Below are 24016 nucleotides of genomic sequence, written 5' to 3' on the forward strand. Positions count from 1 at the left end.
GCAAATGCCGACGCACCTTCGAATTTAGGAGATCGCATGACTAGCACAGCCGCTGCTGACATCGGCACCGTGGTCGACAATAGGGCCGTCCGCCGTCGCACTGTCGCACAAGCAATCGTTGAATACCTTCAGGTCCAATACAGCGAATTGGACGGTGAACGTCGGCGCCTCGTTCCCGGAATGTACGGCATCTTTGGCCACGGCAACTCAGTTGGCTTGGCGCAGGGAATCGACGAGTACGGCGTGGACTTTCCTCACTACCAGGGCAAGAACGAACAATCCATGGTCCATGCCGCCATCGGTTTTGCAAAGGCTTCCAACCGCGCAGCAACCCTTGCTTGCACGGCTTCCGCAGGGCCCGGGTCCACCAACATGGTTTCCGGTGCCGCCACGGCAACTACCAACCGGCTCCCCGTGCTCCTGTTCCCTGCTGACATCATCAACAACCGTTTTGGTGATCCTGTTTTGCAGCAGATCGAACATCCGGTAGAGCGGGACGTCTCCGCCAACGACTGCTTCCGTCCGGTCAGCCGCTACTTCGACCGGATCACTCATCCGGCCCAGCTGCTGTCCACCCTTCCTGAGGCCATGCGTGTCCTCACCGATCCCGTGGAAACCGGCGCCGTTGTGGTGTGTCTGCCGCAGGATATTCAGGGAGCGGAATTCGACTTCCCGGAATCCTTCTTTACGCCGCGGGTGTGGCACATTCGTCGTCGCCCGGCTGTGGAGGACGAATATCGGGATGCTGCCCAAATCATCGCGAAGGCCGAGCGTCCCCTGCTGATTTCGGGTGGTGGCGTCCGGTACTCGAAGGCCCAGGACGAACTGGCACGCTTCAGCGCTGAGTTCGGCATCCCTGTCACTGAGACCTATGCAGGCAAGGGTAGCGGCCCCATAAACGAGCTCAATCTGGGCGCGCTTGGTGTGACCGGAACGGTGGGAGCCAACGAAATCGCCGACGGTGCCGATGTTGTCATCACTGTGGGCTCACGACTCCAGGACTTCATCACCGCATCACACTCGCTGTTCCAGAACCCCGACGTGAAGTTCGTAAACCTCAATGTTGGCTCGTTCGATGCCCACAAGATGGGGTCTTTCCCTGTCATCGGCGATGCAAAACTTTCCCTTGCGGCGCTGCGGGAACGATTGGCAGCAGCCAATTACGGCACCTCCGATGCTTACCGCAGCGACATTGCGGACGCCCGGAAGGCCACTTTCGAGGTTCGCAAGCACGACCTTCAGGCATTCCCCGGTGAAAACATGAGTCAGGCCCAGGTTATCGACGTGCTTAACCGCACGGCAACCAACCAGGACGCCCTTATCCTGGGCTCCGGTGGTGTGGTTGAGGGTATCCACAAGGCCTGGGATCCGTCCAACGGCGCCGAAATCCATTTCGAGTACGCCAATTCGTGCATGGGCCATGAAATCCCGGCCGGCCTCGGCTACCGCATTGCACGTGGGGACGCGCCAGGGGAGGTCTACGTATTGATTGGTGACGGCACGTACTTCATGCAGCCTACGGAACTGGTCACTGCGGTACAGGAACGCAAGAAGATCATCACCATTGTGATCGACAACCGCGGGCACCAATGCATTTGGCCACTGCAGGTGTCAAAGGGCGGCCCTGGCCGTGAGTTTGGTACCCAGTACCGGGAACGTAGCAACGAGTCCGGTCGCCTGGACGGACCAGTTCTGGACTTCGACATCGCGGCCAACGCTGCCAGCATGGGTTGTGCAGCATGGTCCACTTCCACCATTGAGGAGTTCCAGACTGCGCTTACGGAGGCCAAGGAAGTGGATGGGCCTGCGGTCATCGTCGCTCGAGTCGAGCCTTGGCGCTACTTGTCCGGCAACGGTGCCTTTTGGGATGTGGGAGTGCCCATGACCTCGCAGCGTCCGGGTAGCCAGGAAGGTACTGCGAAGCACCTCGAGGGCCGCGCCCGCCAGCGCTTCTACGCAGCCACCACTGCACCTGACGCGCATTAGACGCAACGGGCGGGACCGTCATGCGACGGTCCCGCCCGTCCCTTTAAGGGGGCAACCCCATCCCAAATTTCCGACAAAGGAGTAAGCAGTATGAGCGCATTTGCCGTTATTGATCCAGCCACCGGAACCACCCACGCACACTACCCCGCGGCCACAGACGCAGAGGTAGAAGCCAGCCTGAGCGCAGCGCAGGCGACTTACCAGGACTGGTCACGCACCACCACCGTGGCTGAGCGGGCTGCTTTGGCCAAGCGCCTGGCCGAGCTGTTCGTGGAACGCAAGGACAAGCTTGCAGCCATCATCAACCGGGAGATGGGCAAGCCCCTCCCACAGGCAGCCGGAGAAGCGGAGTTCTCCGGTGCCATCGCCGCAGCCTTCGCCGAGCACGCAGAGGAATGGCTGGCTGACGAGGAAATTGAGGTAGCCGATGGCTTGCGGACTTTCTTCCGGTACCAAGGCCTGGGCGTGATTCTGGGCATCATGCCGTGGAACTACCCGTACTATCAGGTGGCACGCTTCGCGATTCCCAACATCATCCTGGGCAACACCGTGATAGTCCGCCATGCGAGCCAATGCCCGGAGTCCGCGCTGGCTCTTGAAGAACTGTTCCGCGACGCCGGCTTCCCGGACGGTGCCTACGTTAACCTTTTCGCCACGCATCAGCAGATCTCGGACATCATCGCGGACGACCGCGTCCAGGGCGTCTCTCTCACGGGCTCGGAACAGGTGGGCGCCATTGTGGCGGAGCAGGCTGGCCGTGCCTTGAAGAAGTGCGTGTTGGAGCTCGGCGGCGCTGACGTATTCATTGTGCTGGACACTGAGGACGTGGATCAGGCCGTGAGAAAAGCTGTCATGGGCCGGATGGGCAACACTGGCCAGTCCTGCAATGGCTCCAAGCGGATCGTCGTGCTGGACAAGTACTTCGACGAGTTCTCCGAGAAGTTCACAGCAGCGATTGCCGGTCAGTCCTACGAGAACGGCGACTTTGGTCCGCTCTCTTCAGACTCTGCCACCAAGTTCCTGAAAGAGCAGGTGCAGGGAGCCCTCGATCAAGGTGCCGAGATCCTCGTAGGCAACAATGAACCGCAGGGCAATGTCTTCACCCCGACGGTGATTACCAACATCACTCCTGCCATGGACGTCTACAGCGAAGAGCTCTTCGGACCTGTTGCCCAGCTCTACAAGGTCAGTAGTGACGAAGAGGCCATCCAACTCGCGAACTCGTCGCCGTATGGCCTCGGCTCCGTGGTGATCTGCGATGATCACGAGCGTGCCGAGCGCGTCGGGAACCAGCTCGACGTCGGAATGGTCTTTGTTGGTGCCTACGACCTCAGCGGAGCCGACGTACCGTTCGGCGGCGTTAAGAAGTCCGGTTATGGACGTGAACTAGGCAAGGTTGGGATGCTCGAGTTCGCGAACAAGAAGTTGTTCCGCTTCGCCAAGTAACTGGAAAAACGCTACAAGAGGAGGCCGGATCGCGATGGTGATCCGGCCTCCTCTTGCTGCGGGTGGAGTGAGGTGGTGCCTAGGCCTGGTAGGTCGTCTGCCCCGAGACTTCCGGAATCTGGACCCAATCGCCGGAGTCGGCGCTACGCAGCGAGGCATCCACGAGCTCGGATGCTGACCAGCCGTCCGCGGCGGATGGACCAAGTTGCTTTCCTTCGGCCACCGAACGCAGGAACAAGGCCGCCTCAATGGTCTTGAGATCATTGAACCCGATGCCCGGGCCGGGGCCGGGTTGGAAGCGTCCGAACTCGCCGAAGGACGGGGGCGTCATGATCGTGCGGTAGCCGCTCCGGTCGGTGGCGAGTTCCAGTTGGTTCATCCGTTCGAAGTTCCAGCGCAAAGACCCTTCGGAGCCGTAGACCTCGATGATGTACTCGGCGTGCGGGCCGATGGCGACGCGAGTGGATTCGAACATGCCGATCGCGCCACCCTCAAAGCGGGCAAGCATGGCTGTGTAATCCTCGTTCTCCACCTCGCGTGTGACCTCGGAAGCCTGGCCCATATCGAAGGAATTCGAGGAGTTGCCGGCAGGGAGCGGTCGGTCCTTGATGAAGGTCTCCGTGACGGCGTTCAGCGACGTGATGCGACCCACCAGGAACTGAGCGAGGTCAAAGCCGTGGCTCAGTACATCGCCCAGGACGCCAGAACCTGCACGGGCTTGCTCGTAGCGCCAGGTGAATACTTGGCTTGGATCCGAGGCGTATCCGGTGAGGAGACGGATCTGCACATTGGTGATTTTGCCTAGGGTTCCGGACCGGATCAGCCTGCGCGCTTCCGCCACTGCCGGGGCATGGCGGTAGTTGAACCCAACCGACGTGATGAGGCCAGCGGCTTCGGCCCCTTGGGCAATCTCGCGCGACTCTTGGGCGCTGCGGCCCATGGGCTTTTCGATCCAGAAGTGCTTGCCAGCCTCGATGGTGGCCATTGCAATTTCGTGGTGGAGGAAGTTGGGGGAGCAGATGGAGACAACATCTACGTCCGGGTTCTCCAGCACTTTGCGGTAATCCGTGGCCGTTTCCTTGTAGCCGAGTGCGTCTTCGGCGTGATGGCGTCCGGCGTCGTCCGGGTCGGCCGCTATCACCAATTCCGGATGGCGGGGCAATTCCGGAAAGAACTGCTTGGTCGCCAGGTACGCGCGCGAATGCAGTCTCCCCATCCATCCGACCGAAATCAAGCCAACCCCAATGCGGTTTTGCTGTTCCAAGTGCACTCCTTAGTCTCTACCGCTGTCCGGCGGTGCTGTGCCGCAGACGGATGGCGGCATCTGTTGATCAGCCTAGGAACGTTGGCCGTGTGCGCTGTGTCTCAATGTGAGACAGCCAGCGGCAGAGTAGCGCTGTTTTAGTGGAACGTACTAGTCCGCCACTGCCAAGCAAGAGGAGCCCGTCGACGATGATGGACCGCAACCAACAACTTCGAACGGAACCGCTTCGCGTACTCATCACCGGTGCCACATCAGGCGTCGGGGAAGCGACCGCGAAGCTTTTCGCCAGCCGAGGCGCTCGCGTGGCACTGCTGGGTCGGCGCTCTGCGGAACTGCAGCGCGTGGCAGAAGAGATCGGCGACGGTGCGCACGCCGTTGTTGCCGACGTCGCCGATGCCGGAGCGGTCAAGAATGCAGTGCGGGGAGCGATCCACACACTGGGCGGCCTGGACGTCGCGGTCAACGCTGCGGGTGTAGCAGGGCATGTTGCCCTGGAAGACCTCACCGAGGACCACTGGCACGAGGTGCTGCAGACAAACTTGTCCGGCACTTTTTATGTAGCAATGGAGGCCGCGCTCCACATGAGGCGGTCCGGCGGAGGCTCGATCGTCAACGTGGCATCCGATCTCGCCGCCATGGGCGTGCCCGGGCTTGTTCACTACTGTGCAGCGAAAGCAGGCGTTGTGGGACTCACCCGCGCCATGGCCCTGGAACTCGCTCCCCTGGTACGCGTGAACGCCGTTTGCCCAGGGCCGATTGACACGCCCATGGTGCGTGAGGGCCTGGCTGCGGCGCCGAATCCAATTGAAGCCCGGCGATTGAAAGAAAGCACAGTGCCGCTTAACCGGCTCGCGGATCCGGACGAGGTGGCAGCAGCTATCTATTTCCTGGCGGTCGACGGAACCTTCGCTACCGGAACCAGCATGGCGTTCGACGGCGGCACATCGGCCGCGTAGGAACGTCACCAATTACCCGTCAAGACCGATCAAGCCCAAGGAGTTAAAAGACATGGAAGAGTCGAACTACAAGGACCTCCGCAGTGCGCGCTGGTTTGCACCTCACGACCTCACGGGGTTCGTTCACCGGACAGCGATTCAGGCTGAGGGCTTCTCGCGCTTCGCCCTCAAGGACAAGCCGGTCATCGGCATCGCTAACTCGTGGTCGGAGCTGGTCAACTGCAATATCCACTTCAAGCTGCTGGCAGATGCCGTTAAGCGCGGTGTCCTGATGGCCGGCGGTCTGCCGCTGGAGTTCCCCACCATTTCCTTGGGCGAGAGTCTGATGAAGCCCTCGGCCATGCAGTTCCGAAACCTCATGGCCATGGACGTTGAAGAGTCCATCCGCGCCTACCCGTTGGACGCTATCGTGCTCCTGGGTGGCTGCGACAAGACCGTTCCGGCCCAGCTTATGGGTGCTGCCAGTGCGGATGTTCCAACCATCATGCTCACCGGTGGGCCCCAAGAGCCTGCACACTTTCGGGGTAAGCAGCTCGGTGTGGGCACGGACACGTGGAAGTATGCAGATGAGCTGCGTGCAGGGAAGATCACGGAGGCGGACTTCGACGAGCTTGAGTCAGCCGCGAAGCCCTCTGCCGGACACTGCAGCGAGATGGGCACGGCCTCTACCATGACGTCCCTCGTTGAAGCGCTCGGCATGTGCCTGCCGGGTACTGCGTCAATCCCTGCAGTGGATGCGCGCCGCGCCCAAGCGGCCGAAGCCACAGGCCGCCGGGCAGTGGAAATGGCCATGTCACAGGGGCCAAAGCCCAGCGAAATTTTGACGAAAGAGGCGTTCGATAACGCCATTACCCTCCTGATGGCTGTAGGTGGTTCCACCAACGCCGTGGTGCATCTTCTGGCACTGGCGAGGCGCGTCGGATACGAGCTGCCATTGGATCGCTTCCACGAGATCTCGCAACGTACCCCTCGCATAGTCAACGTCCGTCCATCGGGCGAGTACTTGGTGCAGCAGCTGTTCCAGGTCGGCGGCATCTCCACCGTACTCAAGGAACTGGCACCACTGCTGAATAAGGACGCCATCACAGTCACGGGGGAGTCCCTCGAGAATGGCTACAGTTCGGCCCCCGAACCTGATGGCGTCGTGGTCGGCACTCTCGCGGCCCCCTTTGATGCCTCCGGAGGCATCGCCGTCGTCCGCGGCTCCCTGGCTCCCAACGGTGCGGTCATCAAGCGAAGTGCGGCGTCCAAGGACCTGCTGCAGCACAAGGGCTCAGCAGTGGTGTTCGAGGACATCTACGATCTTGGACGTCGAATCGACGACCCTGATTTGGACATCACGGAAGACTCTGTGCTGGTCCTGCGTAATAGTGGCCCTGTGGGAGCCCCCGGCATGCCCGAATGGGGCATGCTCCCCATTCCCGAAAGGCTCCTGCGGCGCGGGATCCGTGACATCGTCCGCATTTCGGACGCTCGAATGAGCGGTACCGCATTTGGCACCACAGTGCTGCATGTTTCGCCAGAGGCCGCAGTTGGTGGACCGCTGGCGATTGTTCGGGATGGTGACCCTATTGTGCTGGATGTTGAGAACCAGCGGCTGGATTTGGACATCCCTGCCGAAGAGATCGAGAGCCGGCTGGCGGATCTCAAGCTTCCGGAACCGAAATACCGGCGCGGCTATGGACGACTCTTCATCGATCACGTGAACCAAGCCGATGAGGGCTGCGACTTCGACTTCTTGAAGGGCCTGCCGGACGAGGAGCCACAGCGCTTGCCGTACGGCCTGATGAGCGGTTGGCAGGGCGGTTGGTAAACCGCAGCAATCACCAAACAAGAGAACAAGCGGGGGATGCTCCTGTGGGATCGCCCCGGAAAGAGGAAGTTGTGTCACGACCAAAAGTGATAGCGATTGTCCAGGAGGGTCGGCCGCTCCCTCCTGTTGAACGGTTGGAAGCCGAGGCGAATGTCGTGGTGGTGCGTACCGCAGACGAATTCCGGGCCGCGCAGTCTGGAGCGGAAATCCTGTTCCTGAACGACTTTAGAACCAAGCTCCTGCGGGAGGTGGGGCCGGGGGAGTTGCGATGGATACATACGTCAAGCATCGGCGTTGACAGCCTGATGACCGGCGAGATCATCAACAGCGACATCGTTGTGAGCAACTCGCGCGGTGTGTGTGAGCGGCCGATAGCCGAGTGGGTCCTGGGTGTCCTGCTGATGTTTACCAAGGACCTGCGCCGCACCATAGAGCTGCAGCAGGCCCGTACCTGGCAGCATCGAGAGACCGAGCCGCTGCTGGGTCGCAAAGTCCTGGTTGTGGGGCCCGGGCCAGTTGGCCGCGAAACCGTCCTTCTCCTGCGCGCTGCGGGAATGGACGTTAACGTCGTGGGCAGGTCTGCCAGGAATGATGCGCAACTGGGTTTCATTTCAGGCTTTGATGAGCTTGACCGGCTCCTTGGCCAAGCCGATGACGTCGTGCTGACACTGCCCCTCACGGAGGAAACTCGTGGGCTCTTCAACTCGTCGCGGTTCCGCACTATGAGGCCCGGGGCGCGTCTGGTCAACGTCGGACGCGGGGCGGTGGTGCTCGAGCACGACCTCCTCGATGCCCTTGACTCCGGGCACCTGGGCGCGGCGGCGCTGGATGTGTTCGAGCATGAGCCATTGGATGCCGGGAATCCGCTGTGGAGCCGACAGAACATCCTGGTCTCTCCCCATGCCTCCGGTGACCTCATCGGCTGGCGGGGAAGAGTGGTGGACTGCTTCGCGCGGAATCTCAGGCGGTGGAAGGCGCACGAGCCGCTGAAGGATGTGGTGGACCTGAAGAAGCTTGGTCCGGCTACTCCTTCGCTGGTGGTCGAAACGCCCTAATCAAGGTCGGCCCATGGGGTATTCCGGTCACACGCAATAACGCCGCAACACCCCATGGGATCCCGTGTCCCAAGCTGGTACAGTGCTCCCACGATCCTCGTCGATAGTGTGATTCAGCACTCAAAATTTCGTGACGAGGATTACATGTCAAGCACAACAAAAGGTACGACGACAACGCCGACCCAAACCCAGGAACACAAGCTCAGCGGCAATATGGGCGTGGGTGAGCTCGTGATGAACGTTCTCGCCTTCTCCTCTCCGCTGACCACCGTTGCGGGCACCTTGCCTGTGATGCTTCTTTTCAGCGGCCACACGGCACCGGGCATCTACGTTCTGGTGACTCTCATGCTGCTGATTTTCTCTGTTGGCTTCGTGAAAATGAGCCGCAGTGTTGAAGCGCCCGGTGGATTCTACTCATTTGTCACAGCGGGCCTGGGTAAGCCTGCAGGCCTCGGAGGCGCGCTGTTGGCCCTCTTCGGCTATGTCTTTATTGGGTTCTTTGCTCCCTCCCTATTCGCGCTGACACTCCAAGGTTTCGTGGTGAATACGCTGAACGGTCCCGAGATCCCCTGGTATTGGTATGGGTTAGGGATCATAGCCGTCACCACACTCCTTGCCTATAACCGCATTGATCTCTCGGCAAAAGTACTCACGGTAGTCATGCTGCTGGAGTCGACCGTAGTAGTTGTCTTCGACATCGCCGCATTCGCTACAGGGTCCGGGGAGGTCGTTCAGGGCATCGGCTTCTCCATGCCGTGGATCACGGATGCCGGTCTGGGGCTGGCACTGCTATTCGCTGTCGGAAACTTCTTCGGGTTCGAAGCTACGGTCATCTACAGGGACGAAGTCAAGAATCCGGACCGCACCATTCCGCGGGCCACCTACATTGCGGTAGTTGGAATCGGGCTCTTCTACGCCGTGGCGGCCTGGGCCTACACGGCCTTCATCGGTCCGGACAAAGTCCAAGGTGAAGCTGCAGCAAACACGGTGAACCTCTTCAATGACGGCGCCACGGTACTGGTCGGCAAGATCTTTGCAGATATAGCGGTTGTCCTCCTGATCACGTCGATCTTGGCTTCAATGCTCTCGATCCAGAACATCGCCGCCAGATACAGCTTTTCGCTGGCCGCCGACGGGGCGTTGCCCTCAGTGCTCGGACGGGTCCACCCCCGCCACAAGTCGCCCTACGTTTCCGCGCTGGCAGTTGGCCTCCTGTGGGCGGCGGCCACTGTGGTCTTCACTGTTATTGGAGTTGCGCCGGAGGCCCTCTACCCGATCGCCAGCGGAAGCGGCACCTTTGCGGTCCTGCTCCTGATGTTCATCACCAGCTTCGCTGTGTTGGTGTATTTTGTCCGCCGCCGCAGTTTTGCCCCGGAATCTGTGTGGAAGACCATTGTTGCGCCGATCGTCAGCGTTATCTTCCTTGGCCTGATCACCTATCTGGCAATCACCAATTACCCGGAACTCATCGGCGGTTCGGCAGTCATGACCGCCATCTTCATGACCTTCACCTTTGCCTTGTTCTTCGGCGGGATTGTTTACGCATACTTCTTGCGTTCCAAGCGTCCACATGTCTATGCACGCCTGGGCCGGCAAAAGATCGACTAGAAACTCGACCTCACTTCAACTTCAACCATGTGGAGACCTGCAATGACGCAACAGATCAGGGTTGGCCTGTTCGGAACCGGGAGAATAGGCCAGGTACACGCCATGAGTTTGGCTACTTTGGACGAGGCAACACTGTCCTGGGTATGTGATCCCTTTATAGAAGGTGCAAAACAAACCGCCGCCGAATTCGGCGGCCGCGTGAGCGAGGATCCTGACGAAGTTTTCGCCTCGGGGGAAATTGACGCCGTCATTGTGGCTTCGCCTACGGCAACTCATCTGGACCTCGTGGAAAAGGCCATTGACGCGAACGTGCCAGTGCTTTGCGAGAAACCGATCGATCTGGACATAGCTCGTGTGGACGCCCTTCGGGGCAAGGTCGCAGCTTCAGGAGTGCCGGTAGCCTTGGGTTTCAACAAACGCTTTGACAGGCACTTCGTGGAGCTGAAACGACGCGTGGCTGCCGGCGAAATCGGAGCGTTGGAGCAACTGGTGATCACCAGTCGGGACCCGGGGGAGCCGCCGGCAGCCTATCTCCCTCAATCCGGCGGAATCTTCCGCGACATGACCATCCACGACCTTGATATGGCGAGGTACTTTATCCCCCAAATTGTTGAGGTTTCGGCCAACGGTGCAAACGTATTCAGCGACAGCATCCGCCACGCTGATGACTTCGATTCAACTGTGGTCACACTGCGGGGTTCCAAAGATGAACTTGTGACGATCTTGAATTCGCGTCACTCGGCGTTTGGCTACGACCAGCGCATCGAGGCGTTCGGTTCAACCGGATTGCTCCATGTAGGCAACAAGAACGACAACATGGTCAGGCACTGGGGGGCCAGGTCTGTCGAATCGGTGGGGCCGTACCAGAATTTCTTCCTCGAACGGTATGCCGAGGCCTACCGTCTGGAAGTAGCAGAATTCCTCCGCGCGGTCCGTGGCCTCCCTTCGAGAAGTCCAGGATTCGACGACGGCCGTGCCGCCCTGATCCTGGCGGACGCAGCTGAGAAATCTGCCCGGACCGGCGCTGCGATAGCAGTGGACCTGGGCTAGCAGGGCCCATAAAGCCGCCTGCCTGGGCCGCGGATGTTTCGCAACGACATCTGCGGCCCAGAGCAGGTCATTCGGATTTAATACTAACCTGGTTTGAAACGATTCATGCCCGTGTTCCAAAGTGGCACACATGCCCCGGATCCGAATCCGTCAAAGTTCAAGTAAGTGAAACAGTGTGGCGAAGGTCACGAGGTTTTGGGGCTTCCCCGGAATTGCCCCTTAATCAGCAGGTCAAACAATGCAGTTAGATTGGCCGCCGCTCAACGTGTTTCACCGGATCATTCACATGGCCCTATCGAACGAGGATGAGATGACCGACGCACCACCGGCGACCCCTCCACTGGTTGCCCTCAGAGACATACACAAGACATTCGGGGCGGTGTCCGCATTGCGCGGCGTCAGCATCGATGTCCAACCTGGCGAAACTTTTGCACTGCTTGGCGATAACGCCGCCGGCAAATCCACGCTCATGAAGGTACTTACGGGCGTTTACCAACCCGATCGTGGTTCCATCGAGCTGGACGGAAAAACGACGGAGTTCCCCACCCCGTCAGCCTCCCGTGACCAAGGGGTAGAGATGGTCTACCAAGACTTTGCCCTGGCTGACAACTTGGATGTTCGTACCAACATCTTCCTCGGACGGGAACCGCAAAAGAACATCCTCGGCCCATTCCTCCGGATCATCGACCGCAAGAAGATGGAGATCGAGACCAAGCGCGTGCTTGAACGTTTGGACATCCCCATCAACCCGAGGCTCAAGGTAAAGCGGTTGTCCGGAGGGCAGCGCCAAGCCGTCGCCATTGGCCGGGCGCTTGCTTTTGATGCACGTCTCATCATCATGGATGAGCCCACGGCCAACCTGTCGGTAGCCAAGGTGGACAAGCTCATCGAAGTAACGCAGCGGCTCAAAGACCTGGGTATCGCAGTGATTATCATTACGCACCGCTTGGATGAAGCGTTCGCGGTCGCCGACCGCTTCGCTGTCATGCGCCAAGGACAGGTAGTGGGCCGCTTCCGGGTTGGAGAGGTATCCGAGGCGCAGGTTGCACACCTGATTTCCCACGGCACATTGGACGACTACGTCGATGACGGCGCCGGCATCCCCGAAGACCGCCGCAAAATCGGAAGCACGTCATCGATGGATGTCGTTGATGCAATGGCTGCCCGCGGCACTACGAATGGGAGCGACTCGTGAGCCTCACAATGGAAAACCTCAAGACAAAGCTGGGCCCGGCAGACCTTAAGGAAGGACTCACGGCAACCAAAGTCAAGCGCTTCATCGGTGACTATGGGATCATCATCCTTTTCGTGGTGATCCTCGTTTTCCTGGCGGCCGCGGCACCAAACTTCCTGACACTGAACAATATCGTGAACGTCGTTCGGCAGTCGTCCATCATCGGACTGATCGCCCTTGGAATGACATTCATCATGATCACCGCCGGCATCGACCTCTCGGTAGGATCCGTAGTGGGTCTTGCCGGGATGACCTTCGCAATACTTGCTCCTGCCAGTGGAGGCGCTTTCTGGCTGCCTCTGATCGCCGGCCTCGGCGTTGGTTTGCTGGTGGGCTTCCTGAGTGCGGCAATGGTGGTCTGGGGAGCCATCCTTCCCTTCCTGGCCACGTTGGCAACGATGGCCATAGCCCGCACGGCAGCGCTGGTCATGACGGATGGACAGGTTGTCTCCGGACTGAGTGGCCCCGCAGAATGGCTCGGTTCGGGCTTCATTGGTCCCGTCCCGGTTCCGGTCATCATCTTCTTAGTCGTCGCTGTCTTCTGCGAGTTCGTGCTCAGCAGGACCAAGTTCGGTTCCCACGTCTATGCAGTGGGGGGCAATGAAGAGTCCGCAAAGAAAGTCGGCATCTCGACCAGTCGGGTGCTCTTCACTGTCTACCTCATCGGCGGTGTCACTGCCGCTCTGGGCGGCCTCGTCTTGACTGCCCGTCTCGATGGGGCGGCCCCGGTGGCCGGCACCGGTTACGAGCTGCAGGTGATTGCCGCCGTCGTGATTGGAGGCACAAGTCTGTTCGGTGGCGTCGGCACCATTCGCGGAACAGTCGTTGGTGTCCTCCTGCTGGGTGTCGTGATGAATGGCATGAACCTGATGGGGGTTTCGTCCTACTACCAGCAGGGAGTCCAAGGCATCATCCTGGTGCTGGCCGTGCTGTTGAACCGCTGGAAGTCGGACTAACCACCGCCTTCACCGGAGCTGTCCGAAATCAACGGGCTGCTTTCTATAAAGAAAACAATCTCCTTAAGCAATCAGAACCACTGAAAGGAACGATGATGGATATTCGAAAGAAGCTCGCTGTGGCCACCGCAATGCTGGCTGCAGGCGCTCTCACCCTCACCGGCTGTGGGGGCAGCAGCACGGCAGGCAGTTCCGAGGCGGCAGGCAAGACCTACAACATTGGCGTTGTGGTCCTTGACCTCCAGGACCCGGACCTGGCCCACATGACGGACGCAATGAAGAAGACGGCTGACGAAAAGGGCGTCAAGCTCAACATCACCGACTCCAAGAAGGACGTTGGCAGCGAACTCAACCAGGTTGAGGACCTGCTCACGCGCCAGGTTGACGCAGTCATCATGCAGCCACTGGATGGCGATGCCAGCCAGAACGCGGCAAAACGGGTCATCGCCGCCAACATTCCGCTGTTCATCCTGTCCACTGAATTTGCGGAGGGCGCTGACGTCGCCTACAAGAGCTACATCGGTGTGGACGACACCGTGGCCGGCGAAATGCAGGCTGAGTACTTGAACAAGATGCTTCCCCAAGGCGGAAACATCGTGTTCGCCGCTGGCATCTACGGAGCCTCCTGGACGGATCGCCGAAAGAGTGGCTTCGACAGCAAGATCAACAAGAACTTCAAGGTCGTGGCTGAGTTCCAGGCCAAGGGCAGCCGTGACGATGCCAAGCGCAACATGGAGGACACTCTTCAGCGGTTTGGCGCGGGCCAGATCGATGCCGTGGTGGCCAACAACGACGAAATGGCCATTGGTGCAGCCTCTGCTATTGCTGACGCGGGCCGCACTGCCGAGTTCAAGTCGGTAGTCGGCGTCGATGGTACCGATCCCGCCCTTCAGGACATCAAGGCTGGGACGATGTCGGCGACAGTCCGCCAGGACTCTGCTGGACAAGGCGTCAAAGCAGTTGAGGTTGTCACTGACTTCCTCAAGGGCGGGAATGTGGAGAACCGCTACACGCTGCCGTTCACGCTCATCACCAAGGACAACCTTTCTGAGTTCTTGAAGTAAGAAGTTCCATCAACTCAACGGGCACAGCGGATTCATCCGCTGTGCCCGTTCTGTTTTGGCACAATCCACGCCCCACCACACCTGCCTACACTTCCTGCGGAGCACGACGAACGGAGAATGCGACCATGCCCCATGGCGACGACGGCGACACGACACTGAGGCAGTTACTCGCCAGGTTGGAGCATCACGGGATAGAGGTGGACGACTCCCCGCGTAGACGCTCTGAGTACTCCTATGATGCATCGAATTACCGGGTACGGCCTGCCGCCGTCGCCTTCCCAAAGAACGTCGACGATGTACGCACAGTTTTGCGGGTATGTTCGGCCTTGGGGGTGCCGACGACCGCACGCGGCGGGGGCACGTCGATGGCGGGCAACGCCATCGGCGCTGGTTTGGTGATCGATCTCTCCCGGTGGATGAAATCGGTAGGAACCCTCGACGCCGACCAGGCGACGGTATGGGCGGACGCGGGGGTCGTCCTTGGTGAGCTGCGCGCGCAGGTTGAGAACGAAACCACAGGGACGTTGACGTTTGCCCCGGACCCTTCGTCCCTAACGCGTGCCACAATTGGCGGTTCCATCGGCAATGACGCCTGCGGAAATCACTCGGTGGCATATGGCCGCATGACCCATCATGTGCAGGAAGTGGAGCTGGTCACCGCTGACGGCGCACATCTGAGAGCGGGGCGCGATTTCCTTCGCGCTGTCGATGAATCGGATAGTCAGTCAGTTGCCCGGGCTCAGGAGCTGTTGAAGGGCATGAAGGCGCTGGCTGCGCAAAATCTGGCGTCACTCCGCGTCGAGTTGCAGAACATTCCCCGGCAGGTCTCCGGGTATCATTTGGGCCACCTGCTGCCGGAGCACGGCTTCGACGTGGCTAGCGCGCTGGCTGGCAGTGAAGGTACGTGCGCCGTTGTTGTAAGGGCCAAGGTAGGTTTGGTGCGCAAGCCCCGCGCCACCGCGCTCTTGTGCCTTGGCTACCGGGACACCATTGATTCCGCCCGCGATGTCATGACCATTTTGTCCGCAAAACCGAGCGCCATCGAGGGCCTTGACGTATCCATCGTGGACATCATGCGGCACCGGCGGGGAGCGGCCAGTGTTGAGTTCTTGCCGTATGGCAAGGCCTTCCTCCTGGTCGAGTTTTCTGGTGACACCCTTCAGCAGGCGGCTGCTTCCTGTGAGGATTTGGTGGACAAGCTCCATGTTGACGGCCGTGTGGTTGACTTTTTGATCGTCACTGACCCCGCGGAGCGGGCAAAGCTGTGGCGGGTGCGTGAAGACGGCGCAGGGCTGTCCTCGCGGCGGATTGACGGGGTGCAAACGTGGCCGGGGTGGGAGGATTCTGCCGTCGCTCCGGAGCGGCTTGCAGACTATCTGTCAGACCTGCTCCCACTGGTGAAAAATTACGGCTACTCGGCCCTGATGTACGGCCACTTTGGTGCGGGCTGCGTCCACATGCGATTGGATTACGATTTACGCAGCGAGTCCGGACGCCGGACATTCAGTGACTTTACCCGTGAAGCAGCCCAGTTAGTGGTGGCCCATGGTGGCTCGTTGTCCGGGGAGCACGGTGATGGTCGGGCGCGCAGCGAGTTGCTTGAGGTGATGTACTCCCAGGAGATGCTAGGCATTTTCGGGGCCTTCAAGCATCTCTGGGATCCGGCAGGAATTCTCAACCCCGGGATCATCGTCCACCCCGCTCCCTTCGCTTCCTCGCTGGCCTTGGAAGGCGTCGCCAAACCAGGCCCCACTCACGGTGAGTTGACCGCAGACCCGGGGGGCGCCGTCGTGCCTTCCTCCGGGGAGCGTGAGCTGCTCCCGGTGGCGAGTCCGTTCGTCGGGAATACCCATGCCTGCATCGGCGTAGGCAGGTGCCGGTCCACCACCGGCGGCTTCATGTGCCCCAGCTACCGGGCCACGAAAGATGAAAAGGATTCCACCCGTGGCAGGGCCCGGGTGCTGCAGGAACTGACGCGGACCAAGGGCAGCAGCAAGGACGGATGGTCAAGCCCCGAAGTCCGGGAAGCGTTGGATCTATGCCTGTCGTGCAAGGCCTGTTCCACCGACTGTCCAACAGGTGTGGACATCGCCGAGGCCAAATCGGAACTGGTAGACGAGTACTATCGCGGGAGGATCCGACCGTTTACGCATTACTCGATTGGCTGGCTGCCTCGGTGGCTTCCGTTGATGACGCGCGTGGCACCTCTGGCCAATGTGGGCACGGCTTTCCGTCCCTTAAGGCTTGTGGGGGAATGGTTGGGCATCAGTGCCCGACGGCGGCTCCCGGCTTTTGCGGCGAACGGCAGGATCCGCAGACGGGTGCGGGAAGCCGGATTCGCGGACAACGCAGATGTCCTTCTGTTCATCGACAGTTTTACGCGCGCATTCCGGCCCGAGGTTGTCCCGGCGGCGGCTCGGGTGCTCCGCGACTCCGGCAGCTCCGTGGGATGTACGCCGGACGCTTGCTGCGGCCTGACCTGGATCTCCACAGGGCAACGTGATGGGGCACGACGGCGGCTGTCCGGGTTGATCAGCAAGCTCGACGACGGCACGGAGCGGGACATCATCGTCCTCGAACCCAGTTGCGCGGCGACCATCCGGGATGAAGGACCGAAACTCGTAGGCGGTGCCGCTGCTGCGAGGGTCGCCGCAAGGGTGCGCTCGTTCTCCGTGGCCGTGGATGAAGCCATCCAGCGTGGTTGGAAGCCGAAGGCGCCGCCGCCTGAGACAGCCGTGTTGCAAACCCACTGCCATGAGCACGCCGTGTTCGGCTCAGCCGCCCAGAGACGCGTACTCAAAGCCTGGGGAGTTCCTAACCTCGTGGAATCGTCCTCATGCTGTGGCGTAGCCGGCAACTTCGGTTTTGAAGCCGAGCACTTCGACATGTCCATGAAAGTTGCCGAGCACTCCGTCATTCCTGCTCTTGTAAAGGGCGAGGCCGGCGCTCTGGTCCTCACCGACGGATTCAGCTGTGCCATGCAGGTCTCACAGATAGACCCGGGGCGTCCGAGTCAGCACCTGGCTGTGGCGATGGATCCATATAGCGCCCGCTGGGTGGACTAGTGGAGTACGTCGGGATCTTCCTGATTCTTGTGGCGGCTGGGCTGCGCCTCGCCGGGCAGCACTACGCGGGACCGTCCACCGAAGCAGTGTCTCAAAGTGACACGATCGGTCCCATCGCCACCGTCCGATGCTGGTAGTGACCCCAAAAGTCCTACCAGTAACAAGGGTTGATCTCGATGATGAACAGGAAGCTCGCGCAAGGACGGCACGTCGAATGGTTGCGGGCGTCAGCACACTTCAATGAGTCAGATCTTGGTGAGCGCACCGACCTGCAGCCGAAGCGCTCCGGAAAGCTCATTCACAGACTCCTCCAAGATATGGCGGAAGGCCGCGACATCAGCGATGCGTCGCCGTGGCCAATACCGGGCACCTAGCTCCCAATTTCCCGTCTCAACGCAGGAGGAAGAGTTGGCTAATCCCGGACCCGCGGTCCACGCCACCGAGTCCGGAAAGCTGCTGGTGGAACTGCCGCAGCCTGAATGTGGGGGGCTCAGCGTAGCAGCGTTCGTGGACGCCCTGCAGTCCTTTGAACTGCTGGGAATTACACGATTCCGACGACTGAAAGACGGCGTCATTGTCGACTACGACGCTCGGGCGCTGGAATTGGACGACCTGCGGCCCATACTTATGGCTGCCCTTTCCAAGCTTAGTTACGCAATGGGGGACTATTCCCCTTCCTCCCTCGTTCTGCCCGTGACATTCGGAGGATCCGCCGGTCCGGATCTGTCCATGGCTTGCGTGCTGTTGAACACTCCGGAGCGGACCCTGGTTCGGAGGGTATGCCGGACAAAGCACACCGTCAGGATGTTCGCCGCGCCGGGTGCCTCCGCCCTGATCGAGGTTCCTTGGGCCGCGGACTGGCACCAAAACGCACACGTCGGCAAAGCCGGCAGGGTGGCCCCGCAGGGTTCTCTCACGCTTTCGCCGCTCGGGGTGACCGTGACAAGCTGCACCGGCTACACGGATGAACTTGTGGTGGGCAGGGTCAGTGAAGCCTTGTTGTCAAGACTCCCGGAGATCGGGTTGGGCGACTCGGTGTGGTTGCGTTCGGGGGAGTGGCCGACTACCTAACGATCGTTAGTTACACTGATGGTAATCGACCAATGCTGTGAGGACGAAATGAATCAGTCGCCGCGCGCCCAAGCAAACGCTGCCGTTGAGGAGTTCCTGTCCAGTCGAGATTGGTCGGCGCAAACCCCTGCCCGGCAGCGGATCCTTGCGGCCTTCCTCCGCTTGGCTACTGCCAAAGGCTTCAGTTCGGTGACCATGCGGACGTTGAGCCACGAACTGGACCTTAAAGCGCCCAGTCTCTACTCGAGCTTCCCGCGTGGAAAAGATGAGATTGTTGCTGAGTCGCTTAGTTGGTTTACCCACAGATTCGCCCACGACCTGCTTGCTGCAACTGAAGCAGCCACGACACCGGAGGAGTACTGGGCCGCGCTCGTCCGTTTCCATCTTGCCCAACAGTTGCAGCGCCCGGAGGCGGATCTCTGGCGCCTCCTGATTGCAACGGACAGGGTGGCCAGATTCCTCAGTGATGACTTACGGGATGAAGCGGCGTCCTGGCTGAGGCTGCATGAGGGCATGTATGCCGCTGCGGCTGAAGAGATGGGATTCCGGCTCACCAGGCAGAGTGCCCATCTGATCTTTACGCTCCTCGACGGCGCGGGACGCTGGGCTGCCTGGAGCGGCGGTGACGCGGAACTTGAAATCCTCATGGACCACGCGGTGGCATTGAGCCGCTCCATTCTGGAAGTTGGAAGCGGGAACCACGCCCTGGCTTGATCGATAGGCTTGGGTGTTCTGCCCTTGGGACTTCCTGCTTGCCAACGGCGGTTGATCCAGTTCTGGCTGCGCCAATACCTAGGAGATGCGTTGTCCGGTTTGTCTGTCGGCGTAGCTGGCGTCGATGACGGCGGTGGGCCGGTTGCCGATTCCTTGCAGGATGAGCGCTGCGGCGCCGACGAGTTTGATGTCGCTATGGACGCCTTGGGCCCGCAGGCGCCTGCCGAGTTCGTGGAGAAGTGCGCGGATTTGAACGGCGGTGAGTTCTCCACCGCTCATGTTGTGGCCAGGCTGCGTTCGCGGATGAAGACGTTGAGGGCGGCGAGTTCGGCGGGTGTTTCTGCCATTGTGAGTTTCTTCATGGGTTCCCTGAGGAGCTGCGTAACAGCCAAACGCGTTGTGCTAAGTCTTGGTGGAAGCACCCACGATCCAACTGATCCGATTGGCCGGCTGCTTTTCAACGCCCTGGGAATGGTGGTCGAATTTGAGGCGGATCTGATCTGGATGCGCACCCGCGAGGGCATGGCGGTCGCAAAAGCCAAGGGGCGGCTGCAAGGCAAGCCGCCAAAATTATCCAAGACCCAGCGGCACCTTCCGACGCTGCATGACGCCGGTGAGCATACCCAGGTCGAACTGTTCCGGGCGTCACGTACGACTGTGTACCGCGAACTCCAAAGAGCAAGGAGCCCGTGACATAGAAACGACGAGGCGTCTCACGGCGTGCGCGAATCCGTTCCAGCCTTTGACTGTGGAGATGCTAGTGCGCCTCGACGCTCTATGCGGTCATGCGACGAGATGAAGAAGGTCGCCGAGTAGCCGACGAGGACTAGAACCACGAGGATCGCTGCTGCTCCGTAAACGGCTCTGTAGGCGTCGGGAAAGCTGGCTGAAGCCGTGATGAGCAGGCCCGAAAGCACGGCGCCAACGCGACGTGTGTTGGTGAAAAGGCCGGACGCCAAACCTGGACTCGGGAAAATGTCTTGAAAATCCGTCAGTCCGACACCTGCGACAGTCGCGAAGAACCAGGCGTTCAGCGGCTGCAGCGCGACGAGCTGCCACGGAGCCTGGATGACGGCCACTAATAAGTAGTAGAGCGCCAACAAAGCAGGAGATGAGAATCAGGGCTCGTGCTGACAAGCGCGTGTGGAGCCAGCCGATTAGGAGGAGCGAGGGGATCTCGAAGAGCGCGGCCGTCCCGAGGACGATACCGGCCCAGAGTGGTGGTGCCTGCAGCTCGCGGGTGACGAACAGAGTCACCACCGTCACAGTGGCTATGTTGGTCACTTGGAGCGTGAGGAAGGCGATGACAACGCCCCAGCGCCCCCAGCCGCGCAACTGCGCGAGAATCGATGGACGCGAAGTCAGCGGCTTTGGTTCAATCAAGCGGCAGCTTCGGCTGCGCAGGAGCAGTACTGTGGTCGCGATGTTGACCAGGCCGATACCGGCGAGTAGCAACAGCGCAGAGGAGCTTCCGAAAAGACCGGTGCACGCAGTTGCGAGGGGCGGGCCGACAACCCAGGCAAAGGAAACGATGGCGCGGGTCCGGATCACCCGAGATGGCGAAGCGCCGTCGTGACGCAGCTGCGCGAAAAGGAGTGTGGAACCCACGCCCGGCGGACCGCCGAGAAGTACGAGCGCGAGCAGCGCGAACGGCAACGATGTCGTCAGCGCGAGGACGATTACCATCGCGACACCACAGACCCCGCAGATCAGCAGGGGGCGGAGGTAGTCGCCCGTCCGGTCCGCGGCGGTCGGAATTACCAGGGACGCGATGAAGCCGCCAAGGTTGTACGCGCCGAGTGTCAGCCCGACTTGTGTTGGGGTGGCCTCGTAGAGTGTCACTAAGAGGACAGCGAGCAGCGGGTTCAGTACTGCAAATTGCCAGCTTGCCAGCCATGCTTAACGAAAAGTGCCGGACGCAATTGTTCAATAAGGTAAATTGACCGATTTTCGCGGCAAAACGGTATAACGGCGACTAGATCCGGTAAGTCAATGCAGTTCACTGACACTGCCTGCTGCGATATCGGAGAAGAGTAAGTTATATTGTATTTTGTCGCTTTCCTAGACGACGGCTCGCTTGCCACGTCCAGGATCTGTACATCGTCATCTTCTGAACGATTATTCCTCATTGGAATCCTTCTTTACGCTGCCCCGGGGCTGCAAGCGCTTATGATTCGCTTGCCAGGCAAGTCTCGCCGCATTTCTACGCCATCTCGGCATAGTCACTATTTCGCCACCAGGCACTTTGGACTATCTAACTAGAATGGATTGCAACCATTCCTCCACCTCGCCTAAGCTCATTTCGAGCTGCTCTTCAGGACTGAAATGTCGTCTTTCAAGAAAGACACCTTGTTCGCCAGTCCGGAGCACAGTCTTGATATTTTCCAAAGATCCCAAGTACTTCGTGACGAGCTCGGCCGGCTCTTCGTTGTGTGGTAGCCGGTATTTTTCAACCACGTGAACAAAACCTTTCAGTTTCTGCCACCAGACGCTTGCATTGCTGAGAGGTATCCAAGTCGTTTGCGCTTCGGAGTCGAGGGAAACGATTGGAACGACAGCAAGAGGTGTCCCGTTGCTTTTCAGATATCCCAACATGTCATAGTCAACGCAAAAGTCGAAGACATCGAGCTCTTCGAGCATCCCAATAAGGTATTCTCGCTCAAACATTTTGAAAGGACATGTCACGTCTCGCAGGATCAGGTCAAAATCGAGAAGCTGACGTACACGTTTCAGCATGTAGTTCGCGCTTGACTCGCTGTCTCGTGAGTTTTGCCAATGCGAGACGCGCGTTGACCTGCGGTCGCCGATTGCAACTCTCACCTTGCCGGGCAAAAGCGGCTGCATAAGCAACCCGATTTGACCAAGGTTATTGCTGTTATCGCAATCAGTGAACATGATATATTCGTGGCGATCAGCCGCGGCCCTCTCCAGGCCGAATATGATGGCACCGCCTTTTACGGAGAGATCGGCACTTTTTAGCTTTTTCAAGGGAATGTTTGGGGATGGCAACGCATCTCGAAGGCGAAGCAACTCGATTGAATCGAAGCCCTCTTCTTTGATGATTGCTTGTGCGACTTCGAAACTTCCTTGAGGGCATTCATCATCCACCACATAGAGAGACCAGGAGACCAGACTGTCTCGGAAAAGCCAGTCGAGCTCTGCAACCTTTGCTCTTAGAGCGTCCTCGCCTGCTGGATTCAGTTCTGTTCGGGGCTGCAGTCGCCGGGCCTCCTTCCAAACGGCAAAGACGATACCTACGCTCAAAGGTTTAGCAATATTTTTCACCGCTCTTTTCGACGCCGCGAGATAAGTCACTAATTCCACAAGTATTTTGTCATTGTGGGCGAGCGTCAGTATATCTTCGGGATCGGTTATGTTTTCATTGATGCTCCTGTCGGTTATCCGAAAGGCATCGGTTCTATAGTCCCAATCACTTAGAAAGCGAATGAGATAGTCATTGTTTGGCTCAATTTTATTAGTGTGATTATTCATTGGCGATTCTCCCACAGTTGTTAGTGCCCACCGACACGATTTGCAAAGACAGGCTCTTCTTGACCAACTCCGATCTACGCATGGTGAAGACCAGCTCGACAAGGCTGGCCAAATTGGCGTCGTGTTTGGCCTGCAGCGCCCGCAACCGGGACAGAAAATACGGCTCGACCTGAGTTTCCGGGGCCGTGAAATTAGTGAGCTTTTCTGCCTGTCGGATCAGATCGACCGAGAAGTACGCGTGATACGCCTCGTCGCAGTAGATCCGAAAGGCGTCAAACCGCATGTCCTCAGGGATGGGGACCCGGATGTCTCCGTTAGCAATCCCCAGAGCTACGTGGTTGATGGCTAAATACTCGAGTTTGGCCGTGAAATGGAGATAACGGTACATCTGCCTTGTGAGGATCTCCTCTAGAACATTCGGCCCGAGCTGTTGAACAAGTGGGTGACTGGCGATGGGCACGAGTTCTCTGGGGGAGAGCGCCTGTCTGAGGTACGGGTCTCGTTAGCCTCATCAAGTCCCATTAGTTGGTCATGCAGTGCTAATCCGGCGATTTTCCCCGAACATAGAAGCAGAACAAGATCTCCACGCACTTCGGATCCCCTCCTAGACAGTTGGGGCAGCTTCGATGCTTTCCCTAGCACTGTCCTAGTGACGGCCGGCTCGTAAACGTGACGCAGTTCGACGTTGCGAGATTCGCGCTGGACGTTTGATGGGGGTTGCTGGACAGAATCATGACGCCAGCGCAGAATACCGCGATACCTATCAGGACGTTCTGGACGAGTGGTGCAAGGGAATGCCGTGACGGGCAGGACCGGAGCTATGCGATACCGCCAAGTCCCTGAAGAAGATGTCGGCAGGGCCAGCCTTGGAGTGGCCGGGGCGGCGGAAGGTCGAGATCCACATGGGCAGCCATAGGACAAAACGTGTCTAAATCCCGGGTGTGTCATGTGCGTCCTGCCCCTCCTTTCGGGTCCAGAGGCCTTCTTCTGCGCTGAGGCCGGTGCTGTGGAGCTCGGGCCCGGGCTCCTGCTCGATCGGGGCTGAAACTCAAAGCGCGGGCCCCGCCACATCCTGGCGGGTCGAGCCCACAGCAATAACCGGCGTCGACGTCGAACTTAAGTCCCTGTTTCGTAGGGCGGCTCCGGCGTAAGTTCAAAGTGGAGTCCTGAAAATCCGGGGCCGAACATCACCTACCTCGGGGGTGAGCTGGACGGCAGCACAATCACGATCTACCTCTCCGG

Annotated in this window: 19 protein-coding genes; 15 read left to right on the forward strand and 4 right to left on the reverse strand. The window is 59.6% G+C overall.

Annotated elements, in window-relative coordinates:
- Positions 1-36 precede the first annotated feature (36 nt).
- Both iolD and LDN75_RS12035 read left to right on the forward strand, forming a co-directional pair.
- Positions 37-1986 (forward strand): 3D-(3,5/4)-trihydroxycyclohexane-1,2-dione acylhydrolase (decyclizing), encoded by a 1950-nt coding sequence (gene iolD / locus LDN75_RS12030; RefSeq protein ID WP_223932534.1) that lies wholly within the window; start codon positions 37-39, stop codon positions 1984-1986.
- Between the two features lie 90 nt (positions 1987-2076).
- Entirely contained in the window at positions 2077-3432 is a 1356-nt protein-coding gene (locus tag LDN75_RS12035) for an aldehyde dehydrogenase family protein (protein ID WP_223932535.1), read from the forward strand.
- 79 nt (positions 3433-3511) lie between these two features.
- On the opposite strand, the gene LDN75_RS12040 is transcribed toward LDN75_RS12035, so the two are convergent.
- Complete coding sequence (locus LDN75_RS12040; protein WP_223932536.1) at positions 3512-4696, reverse strand: Gfo/Idh/MocA family oxidoreductase; 1185 nt, start codon at positions 4694-4696, stop codon at positions 3512-3514.
- 188 nt (positions 4697-4884) lie between these two features.
- Here LDN75_RS12040 and LDN75_RS12045 point away from each other — a divergent pair, with 188 nt between their 5' ends.
- The 13 genes from LDN75_RS12045 (at position 4885) to LDN75_RS12105 (ending at position 19975) form a co-directional block, all read left to right on the forward strand.
- Positions 4885-5652 (forward strand): SDR family NAD(P)-dependent oxidoreductase, encoded by a 768-nt coding sequence (locus LDN75_RS12045; RefSeq protein ID WP_223932537.1) that lies wholly within the window; start codon positions 4885-4887, stop codon positions 5650-5652.
- 52 nt (positions 5653-5704) lie between these two features.
- A complete protein-coding gene (locus tag LDN75_RS12050; RefSeq protein WP_223932538.1) occupies positions 5705-7465 on the forward strand; it encodes an IlvD/Edd family dehydratase in 1761 nt (586 codons plus the stop codon).
- Between the two features lie 71 nt (positions 7466-7536).
- Positions 7537-8520 carry a D-2-hydroxyacid dehydrogenase gene (locus LDN75_RS12055; protein WP_223932539.1) on the forward strand — a complete coding sequence of 328 codons (984 nt, stop codon included), beginning with the start codon at positions 7537-7539 and terminating at the stop codon, positions 8518-8520.
- 144 nt (positions 8521-8664) lie between these two features.
- Complete coding sequence (locus LDN75_RS12060; protein WP_223932540.1) at positions 8665-10128, forward strand: APC family permease; 1464 nt, start codon at positions 8665-8667, stop codon at positions 10126-10128.
- A 42-nt stretch (positions 10129-10170) separates the two neighbouring features.
- Positions 10171-11178: an inositol 2-dehydrogenase gene (gene iolG, locus LDN75_RS12065; protein WP_223932541.1), complete on the forward strand. Its 1008-nt coding sequence runs from the start codon at positions 10171-10173 to the stop codon at positions 11176-11178.
- Between the two features lie 310 nt (positions 11179-11488).
- Positions 11489-12373 carry an ATP-binding cassette domain-containing protein gene (locus LDN75_RS12070; RefSeq protein WP_223932542.1) on the forward strand — a complete coding sequence of 295 codons (885 nt, stop codon included), beginning with the start codon at positions 11489-11491 and terminating at the stop codon, positions 12371-12373.
- Complete coding sequence (locus LDN75_RS12075; RefSeq protein WP_223932543.1) at positions 12370-13368, forward strand: ABC transporter permease; 999 nt, start codon at positions 12370-12372, stop codon at positions 13366-13368. The genes LDN75_RS12070 and LDN75_RS12075 overlap by 4 nt, the downstream gene beginning before the upstream one ends.
- 92 nt (positions 13369-13460) lie before the next feature.
- Positions 13461-14432: a sugar ABC transporter substrate-binding protein gene (locus LDN75_RS12080; protein WP_223932544.1), complete on the forward strand. Its 972-nt coding sequence runs from the start codon at positions 13461-13463 to the stop codon at positions 14430-14432.
- Positions 14433-14557: 125 nt separating this feature from the next.
- Positions 14558-17497 carry an FAD-binding and (Fe-S)-binding domain-containing protein gene (locus LDN75_RS12085; protein ID WP_223932545.1) on the forward strand — a complete coding sequence of 980 codons (2940 nt, stop codon included), beginning with the start codon at positions 14558-14560 and terminating at the stop codon, positions 17495-17497.
- 176 nt (positions 17498-17673) lie between these two features.
- A complete protein-coding gene (locus tag LDN75_RS12090) occupies positions 17674-17871 on the forward strand; it encodes a hypothetical protein (protein WP_223932546.1) in 198 nt (65 codons plus the stop codon).
- Positions 17872-17905: 34 nt separating this feature from the next.
- Positions 17906-18568: a carboxyltransferase domain-containing protein gene (locus LDN75_RS12095; RefSeq protein WP_223932547.1), complete on the forward strand. Its 663-nt coding sequence runs from the start codon at positions 17906-17908 to the stop codon at positions 18566-18568.
- 48 nt (positions 18569-18616) lie between these two features.
- Positions 18617-19282, forward strand: coding sequence for a TetR/AcrR family transcriptional regulator (locus LDN75_RS12100; protein WP_223932548.1), 666 nt, complete (start codon positions 18617-18619; stop codon positions 19280-19282).
- Positions 19283-19372: 90 nt separating this feature from the next.
- The gene (locus LDN75_RS12105; RefSeq protein WP_223932549.1) at positions 19373-19975 is read left to right on the forward strand and encodes a recombinase family protein; all 603 of its coding nucleotides are present in this window, start codon (positions 19373-19375) and stop codon (positions 19973-19975) included.
- Between the two features lie 20 nt (positions 19976-19995).
- On the opposite strand, the gene LDN75_RS12110 is transcribed toward LDN75_RS12105, so the two are convergent.
- From LDN75_RS12110 to LDN75_RS12125, 3 genes are all read right to left on the reverse strand, one after another.
- Entirely contained in the window at positions 19996-20361 is a 366-nt protein-coding gene (locus tag LDN75_RS12110) for a hypothetical protein (protein ID WP_223932550.1), read from the reverse strand.
- Positions 20362-21532: 1171 nt separating this feature from the next.
- Positions 21533-22774 carry a glycosyltransferase gene (locus LDN75_RS12120; RefSeq protein WP_223932551.1) on the reverse strand — a complete coding sequence of 414 codons (1242 nt, stop codon included), beginning with the start codon at positions 22772-22774 and terminating at the stop codon, positions 21533-21535.
- Positions 22767-23234 carry a hypothetical protein gene (locus tag LDN75_RS12125; protein ID WP_223932552.1) on the reverse strand — a complete coding sequence of 156 codons (468 nt, stop codon included), beginning with the start codon at positions 23232-23234 and terminating at the stop codon, positions 22767-22769. Before LDN75_RS12125 ends, LDN75_RS12120 begins: the two co-directional genes overlap by 8 nt.
- Positions 23235-24016: the final 782 nt, after the last annotated feature.

Origin of the sequence: Arthrobacter sp. StoSoilB5, assembly GCF_019977235.1 — a bacterium.
Taxonomy (GTDB): Bacteria; Actinomycetota; Actinomycetes; order Actinomycetales; family Micrococcaceae; genus Arthrobacter.

Excerpts from the sequence above, each read along its gene's own strand:
- LDN75_RS12045 (WP_223932537.1), top strand. The coding sequence starts at position 4,885 with ATGATGGACCGCAACCAACAACTTCGAACGGAACCGCTTCGCGTACTC.
- LDN75_RS12035 (WP_223932535.1), top strand. The coding sequence starts at position 2,077 with ATGAGCGCATTTGCCGTTATTGATCCAGCCACCGGAACCACCCACGCA.
- LDN75_RS12085 (WP_223932545.1), top strand. The coding sequence starts at position 14,558 with ATGCCCCATGGCGACGACGGCGACACGACACTGAGGCAGTTACTCGCC.
- LDN75_RS12060 (WP_223932540.1), top strand. The coding sequence starts at position 8,665 with ATGTCAAGCACAACAAAAGGTACGACGACAACGCCGACCCAAACCCAG.
- LDN75_RS12070 (WP_223932542.1), top strand. The coding sequence starts at position 11,489 with ATGACCGACGCACCACCGGCGACCCCTCCACTGGTTGCCCTCAGAGAC.
- iolD (WP_223932534.1), top strand. The coding sequence starts at position 37 with ATGACTAGCACAGCCGCTGCTGACATCGGCACCGTGGTCGACAATAGG.
- LDN75_RS12080 (WP_223932544.1), top strand. The coding sequence starts at position 13,461 with ATGATGGATATTCGAAAGAAGCTCGCTGTGGCCACCGCAATGCTGGCT.
- LDN75_RS12090 (WP_223932546.1), top strand. The coding sequence starts at position 17,674 with ATGATGAACAGGAAGCTCGCGCAAGGACGGCACGTCGAATGGTTGCGG.
- LDN75_RS12100 (WP_223932548.1), top strand. The coding sequence starts at position 18,617 with ATGAATCAGTCGCCGCGCGCCCAAGCAAACGCTGCCGTTGAGGAGTTC.
- LDN75_RS12050 (WP_223932538.1), top strand. The coding sequence starts at position 5,705 with ATGGAAGAGTCGAACTACAAGGACCTCCGCAGTGCGCGCTGGTTTGCA.
- iolG (WP_223932541.1), top strand. The coding sequence starts at position 10,171 with ATGACGCAACAGATCAGGGTTGGCCTGTTCGGAACCGGGAGAATAGGC.
- LDN75_RS12120 (WP_223932551.1), bottom strand. The coding sequence starts at position 22,774 with ATGAATAATCACACTAATAAAATTGAGCCAAACAATGACTATCTCATT.